Here is a 15,014-nt window from a genome sequence, read left to right as displayed (position 1 = left end):
GCTTCCCGCCGCCGCCGGCCCCGCGGCGGGCTCAGTACTCGGCAAACGCGTCGTCCGGATAGCAGTACAGCCAGCGTTCGCCGGGCTCGGCCGAGGCGACGACCGGGTGGCTGCTGGCGCGCGCGTGCTTCGACGCGTGCTTGTTCGGCGAGCTGTCGCAGCACAGCGTGGCGCCGCATTCCTGGCAGGTCCTGAGGTGGACCCACTTGGAGCGGATCTTGACGCACTCCTCGCACTCGCGGCGCTTGGGCTTCCGCACGTCCTCGACGGCCGTGATGTGGGCGCAGGGTTCCTGGGCCATGTCCGTTCAGATTCCTTTCGCGCCTGTTGAGGGTGGAGGCGCCGCCGGCGCCCGGCCGGCGCCGAGACCGGCGAGGAACTCGCGGGCCACCTCGGCCGCGCCCCGGTGCCGGACGTCCACTTCGTAGTTGAGCCGCTGCATCGTCGTGTCGCCGATCGTGCCCGCCAGCTCGGCCAGGGCCGCCCGGATCTCCGGGTGGCGCCCCAGCGCCGCGTCGCCCACCACGGGCGCCGCCTGGTAGGAGGGGAAGTAGCGCCGGTCGTCCACCAGCTGCACCAGGCGGAGCGCCGCGATCTGCCCGTCGGTCGAGTTGCCGGCGATCAGGTCCACCACGCTGTCGGCCAGCGCGCGATAGGTGAGCCCCAGGTCCATGGTGCGCGGGGCCGCGGCCAGCTTCAGGCCGTAGAGCTTCGCCAGGCCGGGCCACCCGTCGGCGCGGTCGGCGAACTCGTAGCCGAAGCCCGCCCGCCACGTCGGCGCGAAGCGCGCGGCGTCGCTGATGGTGCGGATCCCGAGCCGCCGCGCGTCGGCGCCGCGCACCAGCATCGCGAACGTGTTGTCGAACCCGAACGGCGCCAGCCAGGTGGCGTGGTACCGCGCGGCGTACTGGAGCTGCACGCGGCCGTACGCGGAGTCGGGGTCCGCGGTGGGCGGCTGCTGGAGGATCGCGACCAGCGCGGTGCCCGTGTACTCCGGGTACACGTCGATCTTCCCGGCCACCAGCGCCTGGTGGCACACGAACGTCCCGCCGAGGTGGAGCTTCCGCTCGACCGTGAGCGTGGTGCGGCGCTCCAGCTGCTGGGCGATGATCTCGCCCAGGATGTCCTGCTCCGTGAAGTTCTTCGAGCCGACCACGACCCGATTGCCGCGCGGCGCGCAGGAGGCGAGGAGGCAGAAGATGCCAAGGCTCGCCCGGAGCCAGAGCCGGACAGAGAGCGCACCTCTCACGTCATCGCCTCTCACTGCTCACTTGAACCTCTCACTTCTCACCCCTCACCTCTGACCTCTCACGCTCGCACGCCTCTGGGAGTCAGTCTCTTCTCCAATCTCCCCAGCACCCAGTCGAACCCCAGCGCCATCACCGCCGCCGGCAATGCCCCCGCCAGTATCAGCGTGTCATTGACCATGGCGACGCCCCGGAAGATGTACACCCCCAGCCCGCCCGCGCCGATGGCCGCGGCGATCGTCGCCACCCCCACCCCTATCACCGTCGCGATGCGGACCCCGGCCATGATGAAGCCGAGCGACAGCGGCAGCTCGACGAGCTTCAACAGCTCGCCGCTCGTGAGTCCCATGCCGAGCCCCGCCTCCCGCACCGCCGGATCGATGCCCTGGATCCCCGCGTAGGTGTTGCGGATGATCGGCAGCAGCGCGTACACCACCAGCGCCACGACGGCGGTGCGCGCGCCGATGCCCCCCAGGAACGGCAGCGGGATCAGGAAGCCGAACAGCGCGAGGCTGGGGATGGTCTGAAACACGTTGGCGACGCCCAGCACCGGACCGCGGAGCCGCGGCCGCCGGGTCAGCACGATGCCGAGCGGCACGCCGATCGCCACCGCGAGGGACGTGCTCGCGAGGACCAGCAGCAGGTGCTGCAGCAGGAGCTGCAGCGCCTCGCCCGAGTTCGCCGCGTAGAACCGCAGCAGGCTCACGCGTCCAGCGTCGCGGCGAAGGCGCGCGCCTCCGGGTGCTCCGCGCGCCGCAGCTCCTCCGGCGCACCGCTGAACACCAGCCGTCCCTCGGCGAGGAGCGCGAGCCGCGTCCCCAGCAGCAGGGCCTCTCGCACGTCGTGGGTGACGAACACGATCGTCTTCCCCAGCCGCCGGCACAGCGCCTTGAACTCGCGCTGCAGCTCGGCGCGGGTCAGCGGGTCGAGCGCGCCGAACGGCTCGTCCATCAGGAGCAGCGCCGGGTCGGCGGCGAGCGCGCGGGCGATGCCCACCCGCTGCCGCTGGCCGCCCGACAGCTCGCGCGGGTAGCGGTGCAGGAACTCGGACGGCTCGAGTCCCACCAGCCTCAGCATCTCCGTCACCCGCGCGCGCACCCGGTCCGGCTCCCAGCGCTCCAGCGCGGGCAGCAGCGCCACGTTGCGCTCGACGGTGAAGTGGGGAAACAGGCCGATGTCCTGGATGACGTACCCGATCTGCCGGCGGAGCCGGTGCGGCTCCCAGTCGCGGGTCGCGCGTCCCTCGACCACCACCTCGCCCGAGGTCGGCAGGACGAGGGCGTTGAGGAGCTTCAGCGTCGTGGTCTTGCCGGATCCGCTCCTGCCCAGCAGCACCAGCGTCTCGCCGCGCGCCACGTCGAGGGTGAGGTCCCGCAGTGCCGACCGGCCGTCCGCGAAGGCGACCGTGGCCCCGCGGCAGCTGGCGACCGCGCCCTCAGCCGCGGGCGACACACCGGAACTTGGCGAACACGTACGGATAGTGCGGCTGGAACCAGTTGCGGAAGCTGCGCCGCACCAGCGCCCCGTCGGTGGCCCACGACGCGCCGAGCATCGAGTAGTGCTTCCCGTCGAAGAAGTCCGCCGAGTAGCCGGGATAGGTGCGCGCGTAGGCGGTGAAGCCGGGGTACGGCTCGAACACGCTCGAGGTCCACTCCCACCCGTTGCCCACCAGCTCGTGCACGCCCCACGCGCTCGCGCCGGCGTGGTGCGAGCCGACCGGCGTCGGCGCCCAGTCGCGGAAGTCGAAGCTGCCGTGGTCGGGGCACGGCGCGCCGTTGCCCCAGGGGTGCTCGCGCACGTTCCCCTCCGGCGTCCCGAACGCCGCGCGGTGGAACTCCGCTTCCGTGGGCAGGTCGAGGCCCCTCCACCGCGCGTACGCGCGCGCCTCGGCCCAGCTCACGTACACCGGCCAGTCCTTCGCCTCCTCGAGCGGCGTCGCGCCGAACAGCGTCAGCACCGACCAGCCCTTGCCGCTCCGCGCCCAGAGGTTGGGGTGACCGACGCCGGCCTTCTCCTTCCACGCCCACGCCTCGTCCGACCACAGCCCGCGCTTTCCGTAGCCGCCGGCTTCCATGAACGCCAGATACTCCGAGTTCCGGACCGGCGTCGCGTCCATCGTGAACGCCTCGACCTCCACCTCGCGCTCCGGGAACTCGTTGTCCCAGCCGAACGGCGCCTGCTCGAACGAGGCGCCCAGCGTCACCGGGCCGCCCGGGATCGGCACGGTGCCCGAGGGCGTCCCGCCGCGGGTGCGGCAGGGCGGCAGCCAGTCCGGCTCGTACCGGTACCGCGGCTCGAGCTGCTGGACCATGTAGAGCAGCGTCTCGTGGTGCATCAGTTCGTGCTCGATCGCGAGGTTGTAGATGCGGCCGCGATCGGCGAGCGGGTCCTTCCCCTCGAGGGCGGCGACGTCGTCGAACGACGCGCGCAGCGCCTCGCGCACCCGGTCGCGGTAGGCCAGCACCTCGGACGGGGACGGCCACGACACCGCGGTCGGCTTGTAGTCGTCGCCCACCGGATCGATGCCGCGCTCGAACAGCGTGTCGAACGGCGCGTTGAACGAGGGCCGCTTCAGGACGCCGCGGCACACCTGGTTCCAGGCGAACGCCGGCAGGTGGCCGACATAGAAGATGAAAGGCTGCCTGAGGGCGATGGGCCGCTGCAGCCATACGTCGTCGGAGAGGAGGCCGAAGATCAGGTCGGACCGCTCCCACGCGGCCTCGAGCCGGTCCAGCAGATCGGCTGGCGCTGCGCTCATCGTAGCCTTCCGTCGTCGTCGCGCCCCCGCCCCCGCCCCAGCAGGGCGAGCGCGAACAGGTTCTTGGGGTCCGTGTACCAGCGGTCCAGCGCCAGGCCGGTGCCCGGCAGCAGGGCCGTGAACGACTCGCGGGTGTACTTGCAGCTGATCTCGGTGCGGATCTCCTCGCCGGCCTCGAACGCGAGGTCGAGCCGCGCGGCCGGGATCCGCACCCGCTGCAGCTTGAGCGAGCGGAGCCGCATCTCGATCCAGGCCGCGTCGCGGTCGTAGAACGCCACGTGCTCGAAGGCCCCGGGGTCGAAGTCCGCGTCGAGCCGCTCGTTCATCACTAGCAGGATGTTCTTGTTGAACTCGGCCGTCACGCCGGCGGCGTCGTTGTAGGCGGCCTCGAGGCGGGCCGGGTCCTTCACGAGGTCCACGCCCACCAGGAAGGCGTCGCCCGGCGCGAGGTGGTCGGCCACGCGCGCCAGGAACGGCGGCACCTCGTCGGGGTGCAGGTTCCCGATCGTGGAGGCGAAGAAGACGGCGAGGCGGCGGCCGCCGGGGCCCAGCACCTCGAGGTCGCCGAGAAAGTCGCCCACGACGCCGTGCACGGCGAGGCCCGGGAAGTCGCGGGCCAGCGCGTGCGTGGACTCTGACAGGAAGCGCGCGTTGATGTCCATCAGGACGCAGCGCTCCGACAGCCGGGCGCGCGCCATCGCCGCCAGCAGCATGCGGATCTTGCGGCCGGCGCCCGAGCCCAGCTCCACCAGCTCGGCGGGCAGCACCCGCGCGATCACGTCGCCCGCGATCGCGGCGAGCAGCGCCTCCTCGGTGCGGGTGAGGTAGTACTCCGGCAGCCGGGTGATGTCCTCGAACAGACGGCTGCCGCGGTCGTCGTAGAAGTACTTGCTCGGCAGGGAGCGCGGCCGGGTGGCCAGGCCGCGGCGGATCTCCTCGGCCATGCGCTGCGCCCGTTCGTCGTCGCCCCGCGCCGACTCGACGTGAAAAAGCGCGCCCGACATCCTGCCCCCTAGCGGCGAGCGGGAAGTGTGGTGATCCGATGTGTTGTGGCGGGTACCGCTGAATCAATCGCCAGCCGGCCGGGGCCCGTCAAGCGCTGCGCCGGACCTCGCGCCGGTGCCCTCCGGCCGGAGCCGGCGCCGCTCGCGGCAGGCGCCCTCCCCTTCCCGGCCCCGCCTCCCGGCGGCTACCATTGTCCGACCCCATCTCCGGAAGGTCCGATGCCCACCTGGCACCTGCTCGGCACCCGTGCCGAGCTCGAGGGGCGGGTTCCGTTCTCGGTCAAGCTCGACCGCCACACCATCGCGGTGTTCCTCCACGAGGGGAGGCTGCGCGCGATCGGGAACAGCTGCAACCACAAGGGCGGCCCGCTGTGCGACGGGCGCCTCAGGGGCGAGTTCGTGACCTGCCCGTGGCACGGGTGGGAGTACAGCGTCGTCACCGGCAAGGGGCCGGAGGGCTACGACGAGGAGCAGGTGCCGGTGTTCGACGTCGAGGAGCGGCCCGACGGCGTGTACGTCGCGACGCCGCCGGCCATGCCGCGGAAACTCCTCAAGCACAAACCCTCGCACCTGCTCGAGAGCCACGAGAAGCCGGCCGGCGCGCCCCCGCGGGTACTGGGCCTCTCGACCACCGCGATGGACGACGCCAACCCGCGCTACTCGACCTCCGACGCGCTCCTGGAGCACGCGCTGCGGCACGCGGCCGACGTCCGGCACGCGGACACCAGGCTGATCCGGCTGCGCGATCTCGCCTTCCGGCACTGCGAGGGGAACTACTCCAAGGCGGCGCGCGCCTGCACCTGGCCGTGCGCCATCACCGAGCGCGATCCCGGCGACCAGCTCGCCGCGGTGTACGAGGGGCTGGTGCACTGGGCCGACGTGGTGCTGGTGGCGACGCCGATCCGCTGGGGCAACGCGTCGTCGCTGTACTACAAGATGATCGAGCGGCTGAACTGCGTGCAGAACCAGATCACCATCCACAACCGGATGCTGATCAGCAACAAGGCGGCGGCGTTCATCATCACCGGCGGGCAGGACAACATCCAGGGCGTGGCGGGCTCGATGCTGACTTTCTGGAGCGAGCTGGGCTTCCTGTTCCCGCCCTATCCCTTCATCGCGCACTCGCGCGGCTGGGACGCCGAGGACATGGAGCGCAACGTGCAGCTGGTGAAGGCGAGCGACATGCTGCGGGTCGCGGCGCAGGAGCTGGTCGAGCGCGCGCTCGACTTCTGGACGATCCTGGACCACCACAAGGCCGAGCTGGCCAAGCCGATGGAGCGCGCCGGCCGGAAGGCCAACGCCCTGATGCCCCGCGACGAGGCCGTGGTATGACCGACCACCTGGCCGTCGCCCGCGCGTACGAGAAGGCGCTGTTCGCCGGCCGGATGGACGAGGTGGCGAGCTGCTTCACCGAGGACATCGTGTACTGGATCGCGGGCTCTCCGCCGCTGGGCGGCGAGTGGCGCGGCCGGGACGCCGTGATCCGCGCGTTCACCAACCGCGAGTTCGGCCTGGGCGCGGCGGACTGGGGCTACGAGGAGGTGTGGCGCGACTGGTACCCCGCGCAGGACCGGGTGATCGTCGAGATCCGGGAGCGGAGCTGGCTCAAGAGCGCGCCGAACGACGTGATGGACCAGCGGACCTGTGTGGTGATCCGGTTCCGCGGCGAGCGGATCTGCGAGATGCGCGACTACACCGACGCGCACCTCTACGAGGAGTTCCGCACGCGGCACCCGGAGCTGCCGAGGTTCAAGCAGTAGCGCCGCGCGGCAGCGCCCGGTCGAGCGGGAGCAGCGCCTTCACACCCCGGGGGCGCCCCGGGCGGCGAGCAGCAGCGGGTCGCCGTCGAGCGTCGGCCGGACCCCTTGACGCGTGGCCGGCCGGCGGCTTATTCGAGCCGATTCCCTCAATGGACCCGCGCCCACCGGCCGTCCCGCCGGCGCGGCCGGGTCTCCCCCTCGGAGGTCCCATGATGCGCTCACGCGTTGTGCCTCTCGCCGCCCTCGTGGCTCTGGGCGGCGTCGTCGCCTGCAGCCGGACGAAGGAGCAGGCACCGGCGGCCGCGGCGGCGGCCCCGACCGCCGGCCACCAGGACGTCGCCCGGACGCTGGTCGCGGCGGCGATGATCCGCGCCGGCGACAAGGTGTTCGTCACCGGGGGCGTGCGTGACTGGGCGCTGCTAAGCAACATCGCGATCGAGGTGATGAAGGCGGGAGCCCAGCCGCTGATCACGGTGAGCGACGACCGGACCGACCGCCGCTCCTACGACGACGTCCCGGCGGCGTTCGACACCACCTCGCCGACCCTCGGCCTCGGGCTCACGAACCTGATCGACGCCCAGATCAACGTCGAATACGGCGACTCGGACAACGTGATGGCGGGCGTGCCCGCGGCGCGCATCGCGGCGAGGAACAAGGCGGGGATCCCGGTCGGCCAGGCCTTCCTGAAGCGTCGCGTGCGCTTCGTGGACCTCGGGAACGGGCTCGCTCCCAACGCGCAGCTCGCCGCGCGGCTCGGCCGGCCGCTGGCCGAGGTCGCGGACATGTTCTGGAAGGCCGCTGCCGTCTCGCCCGACACGATCCGCGCGAAGGGCGCCGGGCTCCGGGCCGCGATCGCGGCCGGCCGGAAGCTGACCCTCACGGCCCCCAACGGTACCAACCTCACCTTCGCAGTGGATGCGTCCAGGGCATTTGTCTCCGACGGCGCGCTCACGCCCGAGAAGCTGCGCCAGGGCGGCGCCGCGGCGTCCACCTGGCTCCCCGCGGGCGAGCTGCTCGTCCCGGCGGTCCTCGGCACGGCCGAGGGCACGGTCGTCGTGGACCGCTACGTCTTTCAGGGGACGATGATCGACAGCCTGGTGCTGCACTTCTCCGCCGGCAGGATGACAGGCATGTCGGCCAAGTCGGGCCTCGACCCGCTGCGGGCGCTGTACGACGCGTCCACCGGCGGGAAGGACATGTTCGCGTACCTGGACCTGGGGCTCAATCCGGCGATGCAGCTGCCGACGAATTCCGGGCGGATCGTGTGGATGGCCGCGGGCGGCGTCACGGTGGGCACCGGCGACAACACCTCCTGGGGCGGCACCAACGTGAGCACCTTCGGTCTGCCCATGGCGGTGAGCCGGGCGACGCTGGCGGTGGACGGCCGCGATGTCATCGCTGACGGCGCGCTGAAGTAGGGCCGCCGCGTCTGCCGGCGGCGTCCGCCGTAACGCATGAAATGGAGGCCGGGGCGAGCGCTCCGGCCTCCCGCGTATGAGGTGGCGCGGTCTGCCGCCCCCGACCGCGCCTCAGCCGCCCGTGATCGCCTTCGTCAGCGCGGGGACGAGGCCCATCAGCCGCTGGTAGGTGGTCAGCTGGCCGCGGTGGTACTCCTCCTGGGCGATGCCGTGGTGCCACCAGGCGTACTTGGTGCCCTGCTTCCCGTCGAACCGGGTGTGGAACTGGAACAGCGCCAGCTCGCCCGCGGCGCGGAACTTCTTCTCCGCGTCCTTCATCTGGGTGCCGAGCAGCTTGACGAGCTGCGGCTTGGTCGTGGCGTCGTAGGCGGCGCCGGCGTAGCGGGCCAGCAGCTTGGGCCACGGCTCGCGCTTGAGGTTGGTGTCCGGCCGCGTCAGCTCGCCCGTCATCATCATCGCGATCTCGAGGATGTGCTGCACCATCTCGCGGACGTTGCGGACCTCGGGCACCGGGCGGAAGTCGAACTTGCCGGCCGGGATGTTCTCCACCTCGGCGATGACGCCGTTGCGGACGTCCCACCAGCCCTCGATGGTCTCGTCCAGCAGGGACACGAATTCGGACATCGCGGTCTCCGAGCGCGGGGGATGACGATAGTGGCGCACGGCGCCGGGCGGCGCCAGGGCCGGGGGAAGCGGGCGCCGCGCGCGGGCGCGGCGCACGATCCTCGGCGCCGGCCGCCGGCCCTCAGCCTACGGAATCCGCCAGATGTCGAGCACGCCGCTGGTGCTGTGGTTGTTGGCGTTGCCCTCGGGGAGCGCGATGCGGCCGTCCGCCACGATCGGGCTGTTCCAGTGTCCGCCGCCGCACGAGAGCGTGGTGACGAGGTTGCCCGAGGCGGCGTCGTAGACGCGGAGCCCGCCGCCCGGGCCGTACACGAACGCCATCCCGTCCACGACCACGGGGCTCGTGCCGCCGTTCCCGTGGCTCCACGCCGACACCAGCTGCCCGGCGCTCAGCGTCCAGGCCGCGGTGCCGCCGTTGTCGCCGGCCACGAGCATCGTGGTGGAGCCGTTGCGCCACACCGCCGGCGCGGTGAACAGGTCCGTCCCGCTCGGCGTGGACACGGTCTGCGCCTCGCCGCCCTTGTGGGCCGTGGTGCCCGCCATCGCCGACCAGGTGAGCAGCCGGATGATCCCGTCCTTGCCGCCCTGGGCGACGAGGCCGCCCCCCAGGAGCACCGGCGACGTCGAGCCCAGGTCGGCGTCGGTGGTGTTGAGCTGCGCCGTGTTGGTGGGCGTGTAGTTGCCGGTCATGGTCGTCGCGAGCGAGTCGAGCGAGAGGGTCGCGTCGCCCCAGTAGGTCACGCCGTCCCACAGCGCGTTGCCGGTGGCGACGTACAGCTGCCCGGTCGCGGTGTCGATCACGGCGCCCGCGCGGCCCCAGATGGCGGCGTCGCTCTCGGCGCACCCCGAGGGCGTAAGCAGCCCGGCCGTGTCGCTGCACAGCGAGTTCCACACGTGCAGCAGCTGGCCGCTGGCGGCGTCGAGCACGGCGACGTGGCCCTGGTAGGGCGGCGCGTCGCCGATGTAGCCGCCGGTGGTGGCGATCACGCGGCCGTGCCAGTAGTTGAGGGACGACGCGATCTTCTCGCGCGTGGGGAGCCTGGTGATCGAGGTGGTCCAGCCCACGCTGCCGTCGGCGACGGCCAGCCGGCGGATGGCGCCCTCGGGGCTCGCGGCGTAGATGTGCGCGCGGTCGGGGTCGGCGACCGGCGTGGAGGTCGTGATCTGCGCGGAGCCCGCCCAGCCGGCGTAGCCGCTCGGCGTGAACTCCCAGAGGATCGTCCCGCTGTCGGCGTCGATCGCGATCGTCTTGCCGTAGGTCGTGGTGACGAAGAACGTGTTGTGGGTGGCGCCCTTCACGGTGACGGCGTGCAGGTAGATCGCGGAGGCGTCCACCGTGCCGTCGAGCGTGACCTGCTGACGGGTCATCGAGTCCACGTTGGTCGCGGTCACGCCCATCGCGGCGGCCGGCGCGCTCGAGCGGCCGGCGTCGTAGCCGAAGCGCGGCCAGTCGTTCGTGCTCGACCCTCCGCCACCGCCGCCTCCGCCTCCTCCACCGCCGCCCCCGCCCCCGCCGGCTGAAGGCAGCGACGACCGGCATCCGGGCGCCTGGGCCGCGGCGAGCAGGGCGCAGCCGGCGACGAGGAGGCCCCCGCGGAGTCTCGAGCGCGCGCTCATCCGACGCATACCTCTGGTGAGGGAACGGTTGCAGGATAGCCGGGCCGGCCGATGGGCGCCACGCCCGAAGCGGGCCACGGCTCCACTTACCCGACCGCGGCCTTCCAGTGCGGGTCCAGCACCGGCTCGTACTCGGGGTGGCGCTGCAGGAACGCGCGGACGAACGGGCAGAACGGCACGACCTTGAGGTCGTTGGCGCGGGCGTGCTCGAGGCCGGCGCGGGCGAGGACCTCGCCGTACTTGCGTCCGCGCAGCTCGGGAGGCACTTCAGTGTGCATGAGGCGCAGCCGGCTCCCGGCCAGCACGTATTCGAGGACGGCGGTGTGACCGTCCGCGGTCAGCTCAAAGCGGCTGCCGGCGGCGTTGTTGACGACCGCCGGGACGGGGTCGGCCATGGGGATCTCCGGTGGAGGGCGAACCTCTCAAAGCCTCTCAAAGCTAGGTACTTCGAGCGGGAACCCACAGGGCGCCCATGAGTGAGCCGACCATCGTCGTAGCGGGAGCGACCGGCAACCTCGGCGGACGGATCGCGCGAGCGTTGCGCGAGCGGGGCGCCGGCGTGAGGGCGCTGGTGCGCCGCGGCGCCGCGCCCGACAAGGTCGAGGGGCTGCGGCAGCTCGGCGTCGAGATCGCCGCCGTGGATCTCGACGACGCGACCGGGGTGGCGGCGGCCTGCGCCGGGGCGTCCTGCGTGGTGTCGGCGCTGAACGGGTTGCGGGACGTGATCGTGGACGCGCAGTCGGTGCTGCTCGACGCGGCCGTCCGGGCCGGCGTGCCGCGCTTCATCCCGTCCGACTACTCGATCGACTTCACCGGGCTCCCGCCCGGCAGCAACCGCAATCTGGATCTGCGGCGGGCATTCCATCGGCGCCTGGACGCGGCCTCGATCGCGGCGACGACGATCTGGTGCGGCGCGTTCATGGAGCTGCTCACCGCCCGGATGCCGCTGATACTCTTCAGGCGCCGGCGCGTCCTCTACTGGGGGAACGCGGACCAGCGCCTGGACTTCACGACGATCGGCGACACGGCTGCCTACACGGCGAGGGCCGCACTGGACCCTTCCACGCCCCGATTCCTCCGCGTCGCCGGCGATCAGGTCACTGCCCGGTCGCTGGCGGCGCTGCTGGGCGAGCTGACCGGCACGCGCTTCCGTCTGTTCCGCGCCGGAGGCCTCGGCCTGCTCGGCACGATCATCACGGTCGCGCGAACGGTCGCTCCCGCGAAGCACGAGATCTTTCCCGCCTGGCAGGGCATGCAGTACATGCACAACATGTTCAACGGCCGGGCCGTGCTGGAGCCGCTCGACAACGAGCGCTATCCCGGCATGCGCTGGACGACGGTGCGGGACCTGCTGACCGGGTTCCTGGGGCGGTCGTGACCCGCGGCGCGGCGCCTGAGGCGGCGAGCAAGGCCGTGCGGCGGCAGCGCGGCTTCGTCTACTACGACGTCTGGATCCTCGCCGCCGCTGTGGGGCTCCTCGCCCTGATCGTCGTCCCCGCCGTGGTGCGCGGCGTGCGCGCGGCGCGGCAACGCCGGGCCGACCTCACCGAACCGTTGCGCCCGCGGTTCCAGAGCCGAATTGCCCTGCTGACCATGCGGGCGGATAGCGCCGAGCAGCAGCATCGGTTCGCCGGAGCCGCGGGGCTCTACGAGCAGGCGTTCGCCGTGTCTGGGTTCCAGCCGCTGTTCCTGGCGCTCGCCGCCGCCGACGCCGCGCAGGCGGGGGACAGCAACCGCGCCTTCCGGGACCTCGGCCGCGCGGTGGACGAGGGGTTTCTCGATCCGGGGTACTTCACGCGGGACAGCGCCACGTTCGTGCTGCACCGCGACGGGCGCTGGCCGGCGCTCGAGGCGAGGCTGCGGGCGCGCCGTACCTCGCTCGACTCGACGCTGATGGCGGAGCTGATCGCGCTCGCCGACTCGGACCAGCTGGCCCGGCAGAGCCTGAACGACGTGGTGGTGCGATACGGGCGGTCTTCTCCGCAGGGGGACTCCGTATTCCGGGCGCTCGACGCTTCGGATGCGCCGCGCTACGCGCAGATCAGGGCGATCATCGCCGCGCGCGGCTGGCCGGGCCGCCGCCTGGTAGGAGACGAGGCCGCGCACGACGCGTGGCTGCTGGTGCAGCACGCGCCGCCGGAGTTCCAGAAGCAGGTGCTGCCGCTCCTCCTGGCAGCGGTGCGCAAGGACGACGCGCGGGCCGGCGACGGCGCGCTGCTCGAGGATCGTGTGCTGGTGGCCGAGGGGAAGCCGCAGCTCTACGGCACGCAGACGCGGTACTCGGACCGCCCCGGTCCGCCGGCCCTCGACTCGATCGCGAACGAGCCCTGCGTGGACGTCCGGCGCCGGGAGGTCGGCCTCGAGCCGTTGGCGATCTACCTGCAGTCGCTCGGCGTGGAGTACGCGGGGCCGCCGGGGGTGTGCCGGCGGCGCTGACGCATGGCCTGTGGGCCGACGCGAGCTATGCCGCCCGCGGCTTCCGCCGCGGGACGTGAGCGGCGACGACGGCCGCGGCCGTGGTGAGTGCCCACGAGATCCAGAATTCGGTCCAGTTCTCGCGCGTGCCGGGCGCGGCAACCACCGCCGGAACCCACACGAGGATGGTGAAGATCCCGAGCATGGCCGCTTCGAGGCCAGCGGCCAGCCTGGGCAGCACGCCGAGCAGGATGCCGAGGCCGGCGGCGAGGTGGCACGCGCCGGTGAAGTACGCCCATCCCAGGCGGTACGGGAGCCACGCGGGCACCAGCGGGACGGTCAGGTTGACGTAAACGAAGTGCGACAGGCCGGTCGGGATCAGGCCGAGCCCAAAGAGCAGGCGCGCGAGCCTCGCGCCCCGCTCGCCCCCCAGGACGGGCCGCCCGCCGATGTCGGCGTAGAGGGTCCACGCTCCCGCCAGCAGCATCCCGTACATGCCACAATCGAGCCAACTCAGCTCGGTGAGCGGGTCGGTGACCACGGGCGGCACCTTGAGCAGCAACCACCAGAGCGCGACGTAGACGAACAGCACCAGCGACGCCGCAGCCGCGGTCCGCCGGGCGAGCAGGGCGATTCCCGCTGCGAGGGCCACCGCGGCGCACGCGCAGGCGAGCGCCGTGCGCCAGGCGACCCAGCCGGGCAGCGGCCCCCACACCAGTGGGAAGTCGCGGAAAACGAGGCCGATCGCGCCCAGGGCGATCATGCTCGACGCGAATCCCGCACGGCTGACCTTCGCGAAGCGCTGCACGGAGAGCCCTCCCGTGTGGAGGCTAGACGGGGCGGCTGGGTGCCGGGATCGCCGGGAAGATCACTCGGCCAGGCGGCGCCGATCAACGGCATGGCCGCTAGGCGTCGCCCCGCGCAGCATGCGGCGCGTCGCCCCCTGCGCCTCGCCATGCTGCCAGCACCCAGATGCCGCCTCCCAGGAGCGCCGCCACAGGCAGGATGAGCACCGCCACGCCCAGCGAGCTTCGATCGGATATCACGCCCACGAGCGTCGGCGCCGGCACATCTCCGAAGGTGTGGATCGCGAAGATGCTCAGCGCCACCGCGGTCGCCCGCATCTCGGGCGGCACTTCGTTGACGATGGCCGAGTTGACGGGGCCGGTGGAGGCGAACATCAGGAACTCGGCCACCATCACGGCCGTCCAGTAGAGCGGCGGATCGCGCGCCGTCAACGCCAGGAAGATCAGCGGCGCCGCGGCGAGCGTCGCGACGCCGGAGAGCCAGAGGTACGCCTGCCGGGTGCGCTCGAGCAGCCGGTCCCCCAGCCACCCGCCGAGAAAGGTGCCGGCGAGGCCCGTCGTGACGGCGATCATGCCGAAGGTCACGGTGGCCTTCACCTCGGGGAGCCCGCGCACCCGTTGCAGGAAGCTCGGCATCACCGTCGCGAGCCCGCCCAAGGCGAAGGTGTAGGCGGCGTAGCCCGCCACGGTCAGCGCGTACGGGCCGTTGCGCAACAGCGCGGCGTAGGTCGCTCGAGCGCTCCTGGCGGCGCCGCTCGGCGTCTCGTCGTGCAGCCCGCGCGGAGGGTCCCACAGGCGCAGGGCCACGAGCGCCAGCGCGAGGCCGGGGAACCCCGCCACGAAGAACGCCCGCCGCCATCCCCAGTGCGTGTCCACGAGCCCACCGACCACGTAGCCGAGGGCCGAGCCCACGGGGATGGCCACGAAGAAGATCGAGAAGACCCGGCCACGCACGGAGCGCGGGAAGTAATCGGCGAGGAGACTGGGGGCGATCGTGCCGTACGCGGCCTCGCCCACGCCGACCGATGCGCGGGCCAGAAACAGGGCGCCGTAGCTTCGCGCGAACCCGGCGAGCGCCGTGGCGATGCTCCACAGCCCCACGCCGGCGGCGATCAGCCTGGGCCGCGAGCCGCGGTCGCCCACCGTCCCGAAGAGAGGCGCCGAGACCGTGTAGACGATGAGGAAGGCGGAAGTGAGGGAGAAGAGCTGCGTGTCGGTGGGGTGCAGCTCGGAGTGCTTGATGCTCTCGAGCAGCGGCGGAACCACGTAGCGGTCCACGTAGTTCAGGAGGTTCATCGCGGTCAGCACGATGAGCCCGTTCCGGGCGGCGCGCGCGAGCGCGGGATCGGGGTCAGGCACGGACAG

Annotated in this window: 16 protein-coding genes; 5 read left to right on the top strand and 11 right to left on the bottom strand. The window is 72.2% G+C overall.

The window, feature by feature from the left end:
* Positions 1–31: 31 nt before the first annotated feature.
* Genes VMF70_09390 through egtD form a run of 6 tightly spaced genes read right to left on the bottom strand, consistent with a single transcriptional unit; the run spans position 32 to position 5,009 of the window.
* Positions 32–301: a UBP-type zinc finger domain-containing protein gene (locus VMF70_09390; protein ID HTT68231.1), complete on the bottom strand. Its 270-nt coding sequence runs from the start codon at positions 299–301 to the stop codon at positions 32–34.
* A 6-nt stretch (positions 302–307) separates the two neighbouring features.
* Positions 308–1,249, bottom strand: a complete 942-nt coding sequence (locus VMF70_09385) for a glycine betaine ABC transporter substrate-binding protein (GenBank protein ID HTT68230.1) — start codon at positions 1,247–1,249, stop codon at positions 308–310.
* Positions 1,250–1,308: 59 nt separating this feature from the next.
* Complete coding sequence (locus tag VMF70_09380; protein HTT68229.1) at positions 1,309–1,953, bottom strand: ABC transporter permease; 645 nt, start codon at positions 1,951–1,953, stop codon at positions 1,309–1,311.
* Entirely contained in the window at positions 1,950–2,699 is a 750-nt protein-coding gene (locus tag VMF70_09375) for an ATP-binding cassette domain-containing protein (protein ID HTT68228.1), read from the bottom strand. The genes VMF70_09380 and VMF70_09375 overlap by 4 nt, the downstream gene beginning before the upstream one ends.
* Positions 2,683–4,005 (bottom strand): SUMF1/EgtB/PvdO family nonheme iron enzyme, encoded by a 1,323-nt coding sequence (locus VMF70_09370; GenBank protein ID HTT68227.1) that lies wholly within the window; start codon positions 4,003–4,005, stop codon positions 2,683–2,685. Before VMF70_09370 ends, VMF70_09375 begins: the two co-directional genes overlap by 17 nt.
* Positions 4,002–5,009, bottom strand: coding sequence for an L-histidine N(alpha)-methyltransferase (egtD, locus tag VMF70_09365; protein ID HTT68226.1), 1,008 nt, complete (start codon positions 5,007–5,009; stop codon positions 4,002–4,004). Before egtD ends, VMF70_09370 begins: the two co-directional genes overlap by 4 nt.
* A 219-nt stretch (positions 5,010–5,228) precedes the next feature.
* On the opposite strand from egtD, the gene VMF70_09360 reads away from it, so the two are divergent.
* The 3 genes from VMF70_09360 (at position 5,229) to VMF70_09350 (ending at position 8,187) form a co-directional block, all read left to right on the top strand.
* A complete protein-coding gene (locus tag VMF70_09360; GenBank protein HTT68225.1) occupies positions 5,229–6,341 on the top strand; it encodes a Rieske 2Fe-2S domain-containing protein in 1,113 nt (370 codons plus the stop codon).
* Positions 6,338–6,769, top strand: a complete 432-nt coding sequence (locus VMF70_09355; GenBank protein ID HTT68224.1) for a nuclear transport factor 2 family protein — start codon at positions 6,338–6,340, stop codon at positions 6,767–6,769. Before VMF70_09360 ends, VMF70_09355 begins: the two co-directional genes overlap by 4 nt.
* A 212-nt stretch (positions 6,770–6,981) precedes the next feature.
* Positions 6,982–8,187, top strand: coding sequence for an aminopeptidase (locus VMF70_09350; protein HTT68223.1), 1,206 nt, complete (start codon positions 6,982–6,984; stop codon positions 8,185–8,187).
* A 111-nt stretch (positions 8,188–8,298) separates the two neighbouring features.
* Here VMF70_09350 and VMF70_09345 read toward each other — a convergent pair whose 3' ends face one another.
* The 3 genes from VMF70_09345 to VMF70_09335 all read right to left on the bottom strand — a co-directional run bounded on the left by VMF70_09345 (position 8,299) and on the right by VMF70_09335 (position 10,823).
* Entirely contained in the window at positions 8,299–8,811 is a 513-nt protein-coding gene (locus VMF70_09345; protein ID HTT68222.1) for a DinB family protein, read from the bottom strand.
* Between the two features lie 126 nt (positions 8,812–8,937).
* Entirely contained in the window at positions 8,938–10,428 is a 1,491-nt protein-coding gene (locus tag VMF70_09340; protein HTT68221.1) for a PQQ-binding-like beta-propeller repeat protein, read from the bottom strand.
* An 86-nt stretch (positions 10,429–10,514) separates the two neighbouring features.
* Positions 10,515–10,823 (bottom strand): GNAT family N-acetyltransferase, encoded by a 309-nt coding sequence (locus tag VMF70_09335; GenBank protein HTT68220.1) that lies wholly within the window; start codon positions 10,821–10,823, stop codon positions 10,515–10,517.
* A 77-nt stretch (positions 10,824–10,900) separates the two neighbouring features.
* Here VMF70_09335 and VMF70_09330 point away from each other — a divergent pair, with 77 nt between their 5' ends.
* Together VMF70_09330 and VMF70_09325 are read left to right on the top strand one after the other, a co-directional pair.
* Entirely contained in the window at positions 10,901–11,806 is a 906-nt protein-coding gene (locus tag VMF70_09330; protein HTT68219.1) for an NmrA family NAD(P)-binding protein, read from the top strand.
* On the top strand, positions 11,803–12,864 hold the full coding sequence (locus VMF70_09325) for a DUF6624 domain-containing protein (protein HTT68218.1): 1,062 nt from the start codon (positions 11,803–11,805) through the stop codon (positions 12,862–12,864). The genes VMF70_09330 and VMF70_09325 overlap by 4 nt, the downstream gene beginning before the upstream one ends.
* A 25-nt stretch (positions 12,865–12,889) precedes the next feature.
* Here VMF70_09325 and VMF70_09320 read toward each other — a convergent pair whose 3' ends face one another.
* Positions 12,890–13,651 (bottom strand): hypothetical protein, encoded by a 762-nt coding sequence (locus VMF70_09320; GenBank protein HTT68217.1) that lies wholly within the window; start codon positions 13,649–13,651, stop codon positions 12,890–12,892.
* Between the two features lie 97 nt (positions 13,652–13,748).
* Positions 13,749–15,014: MFS transporter (locus tag VMF70_09315; protein ID HTT68216.1), on the bottom strand; the 1,266-nt coding region annotated here is incomplete at its 5' end.

The organism is Gemmatimonadales bacterium (assembly GCA_035502185.1).
In the GTDB taxonomy this organism is placed as follows: Bacteria; Gemmatimonadota; Gemmatimonadetes; order Gemmatimonadales; family JACORV01; genus Fen-1245.
This window is presented reverse-complemented; position numbering and strand designations above follow the sequence as displayed.

Bases quoted from the DNA above. Each gene is read 5' to 3' on its own strand.
- VMF70_09390 (HTT68231.1), bottom strand. From the start codon at position 301: ATGGCCCAGGAACCCTGCGCCCACATCACGGCCGTCGAGGACGTGCGG.
- VMF70_09370 (HTT68227.1), bottom strand. From the start codon at position 4,005: ATGAGCGCAGCGCCAGCCGATCTGCTGGACCGGCTCGAGGCCGCGTGG.
- egtD (HTT68226.1), bottom strand. From the start codon at position 5,009: ATGTCGGGCGCGCTTTTTCACGTCGAGTCGGCGCGGGGCGACGACGAA.
- VMF70_09360 (HTT68225.1), top strand. From the start codon at position 5,229: ATGCCCACCTGGCACCTGCTCGGCACCCGTGCCGAGCTCGAGGGGCGG.
- VMF70_09355 (HTT68224.1), top strand. From the start codon at position 6,338: ATGACCGACCACCTGGCCGTCGCCCGCGCGTACGAGAAGGCGCTGTTC.
- VMF70_09350 (HTT68223.1), top strand. From the start codon at position 6,982: ATGCGCTCACGCGTTGTGCCTCTCGCCGCCCTCGTGGCTCTGGGCGGC.
- VMF70_09345 (HTT68222.1), bottom strand. From the start codon at position 8,811: ATGTCCGAATTCGTGTCCCTGCTGGACGAGACCATCGAGGGCTGGTGG.
- VMF70_09340 (HTT68221.1), bottom strand. From the start codon at position 10,428: ATGAGCGCGCGCTCGAGACTCCGCGGGGGCCTCCTCGTCGCCGGCTGC.
- VMF70_09335 (HTT68220.1), bottom strand. From the start codon at position 10,823: ATGGCCGACCCCGTCCCGGCGGTCGTCAACAACGCCGCCGGCAGCCGC.
- VMF70_09330 (HTT68219.1), top strand. From the start codon at position 10,901: ATGAGTGAGCCGACCATCGTCGTAGCGGGAGCGACCGGCAACCTCGGC.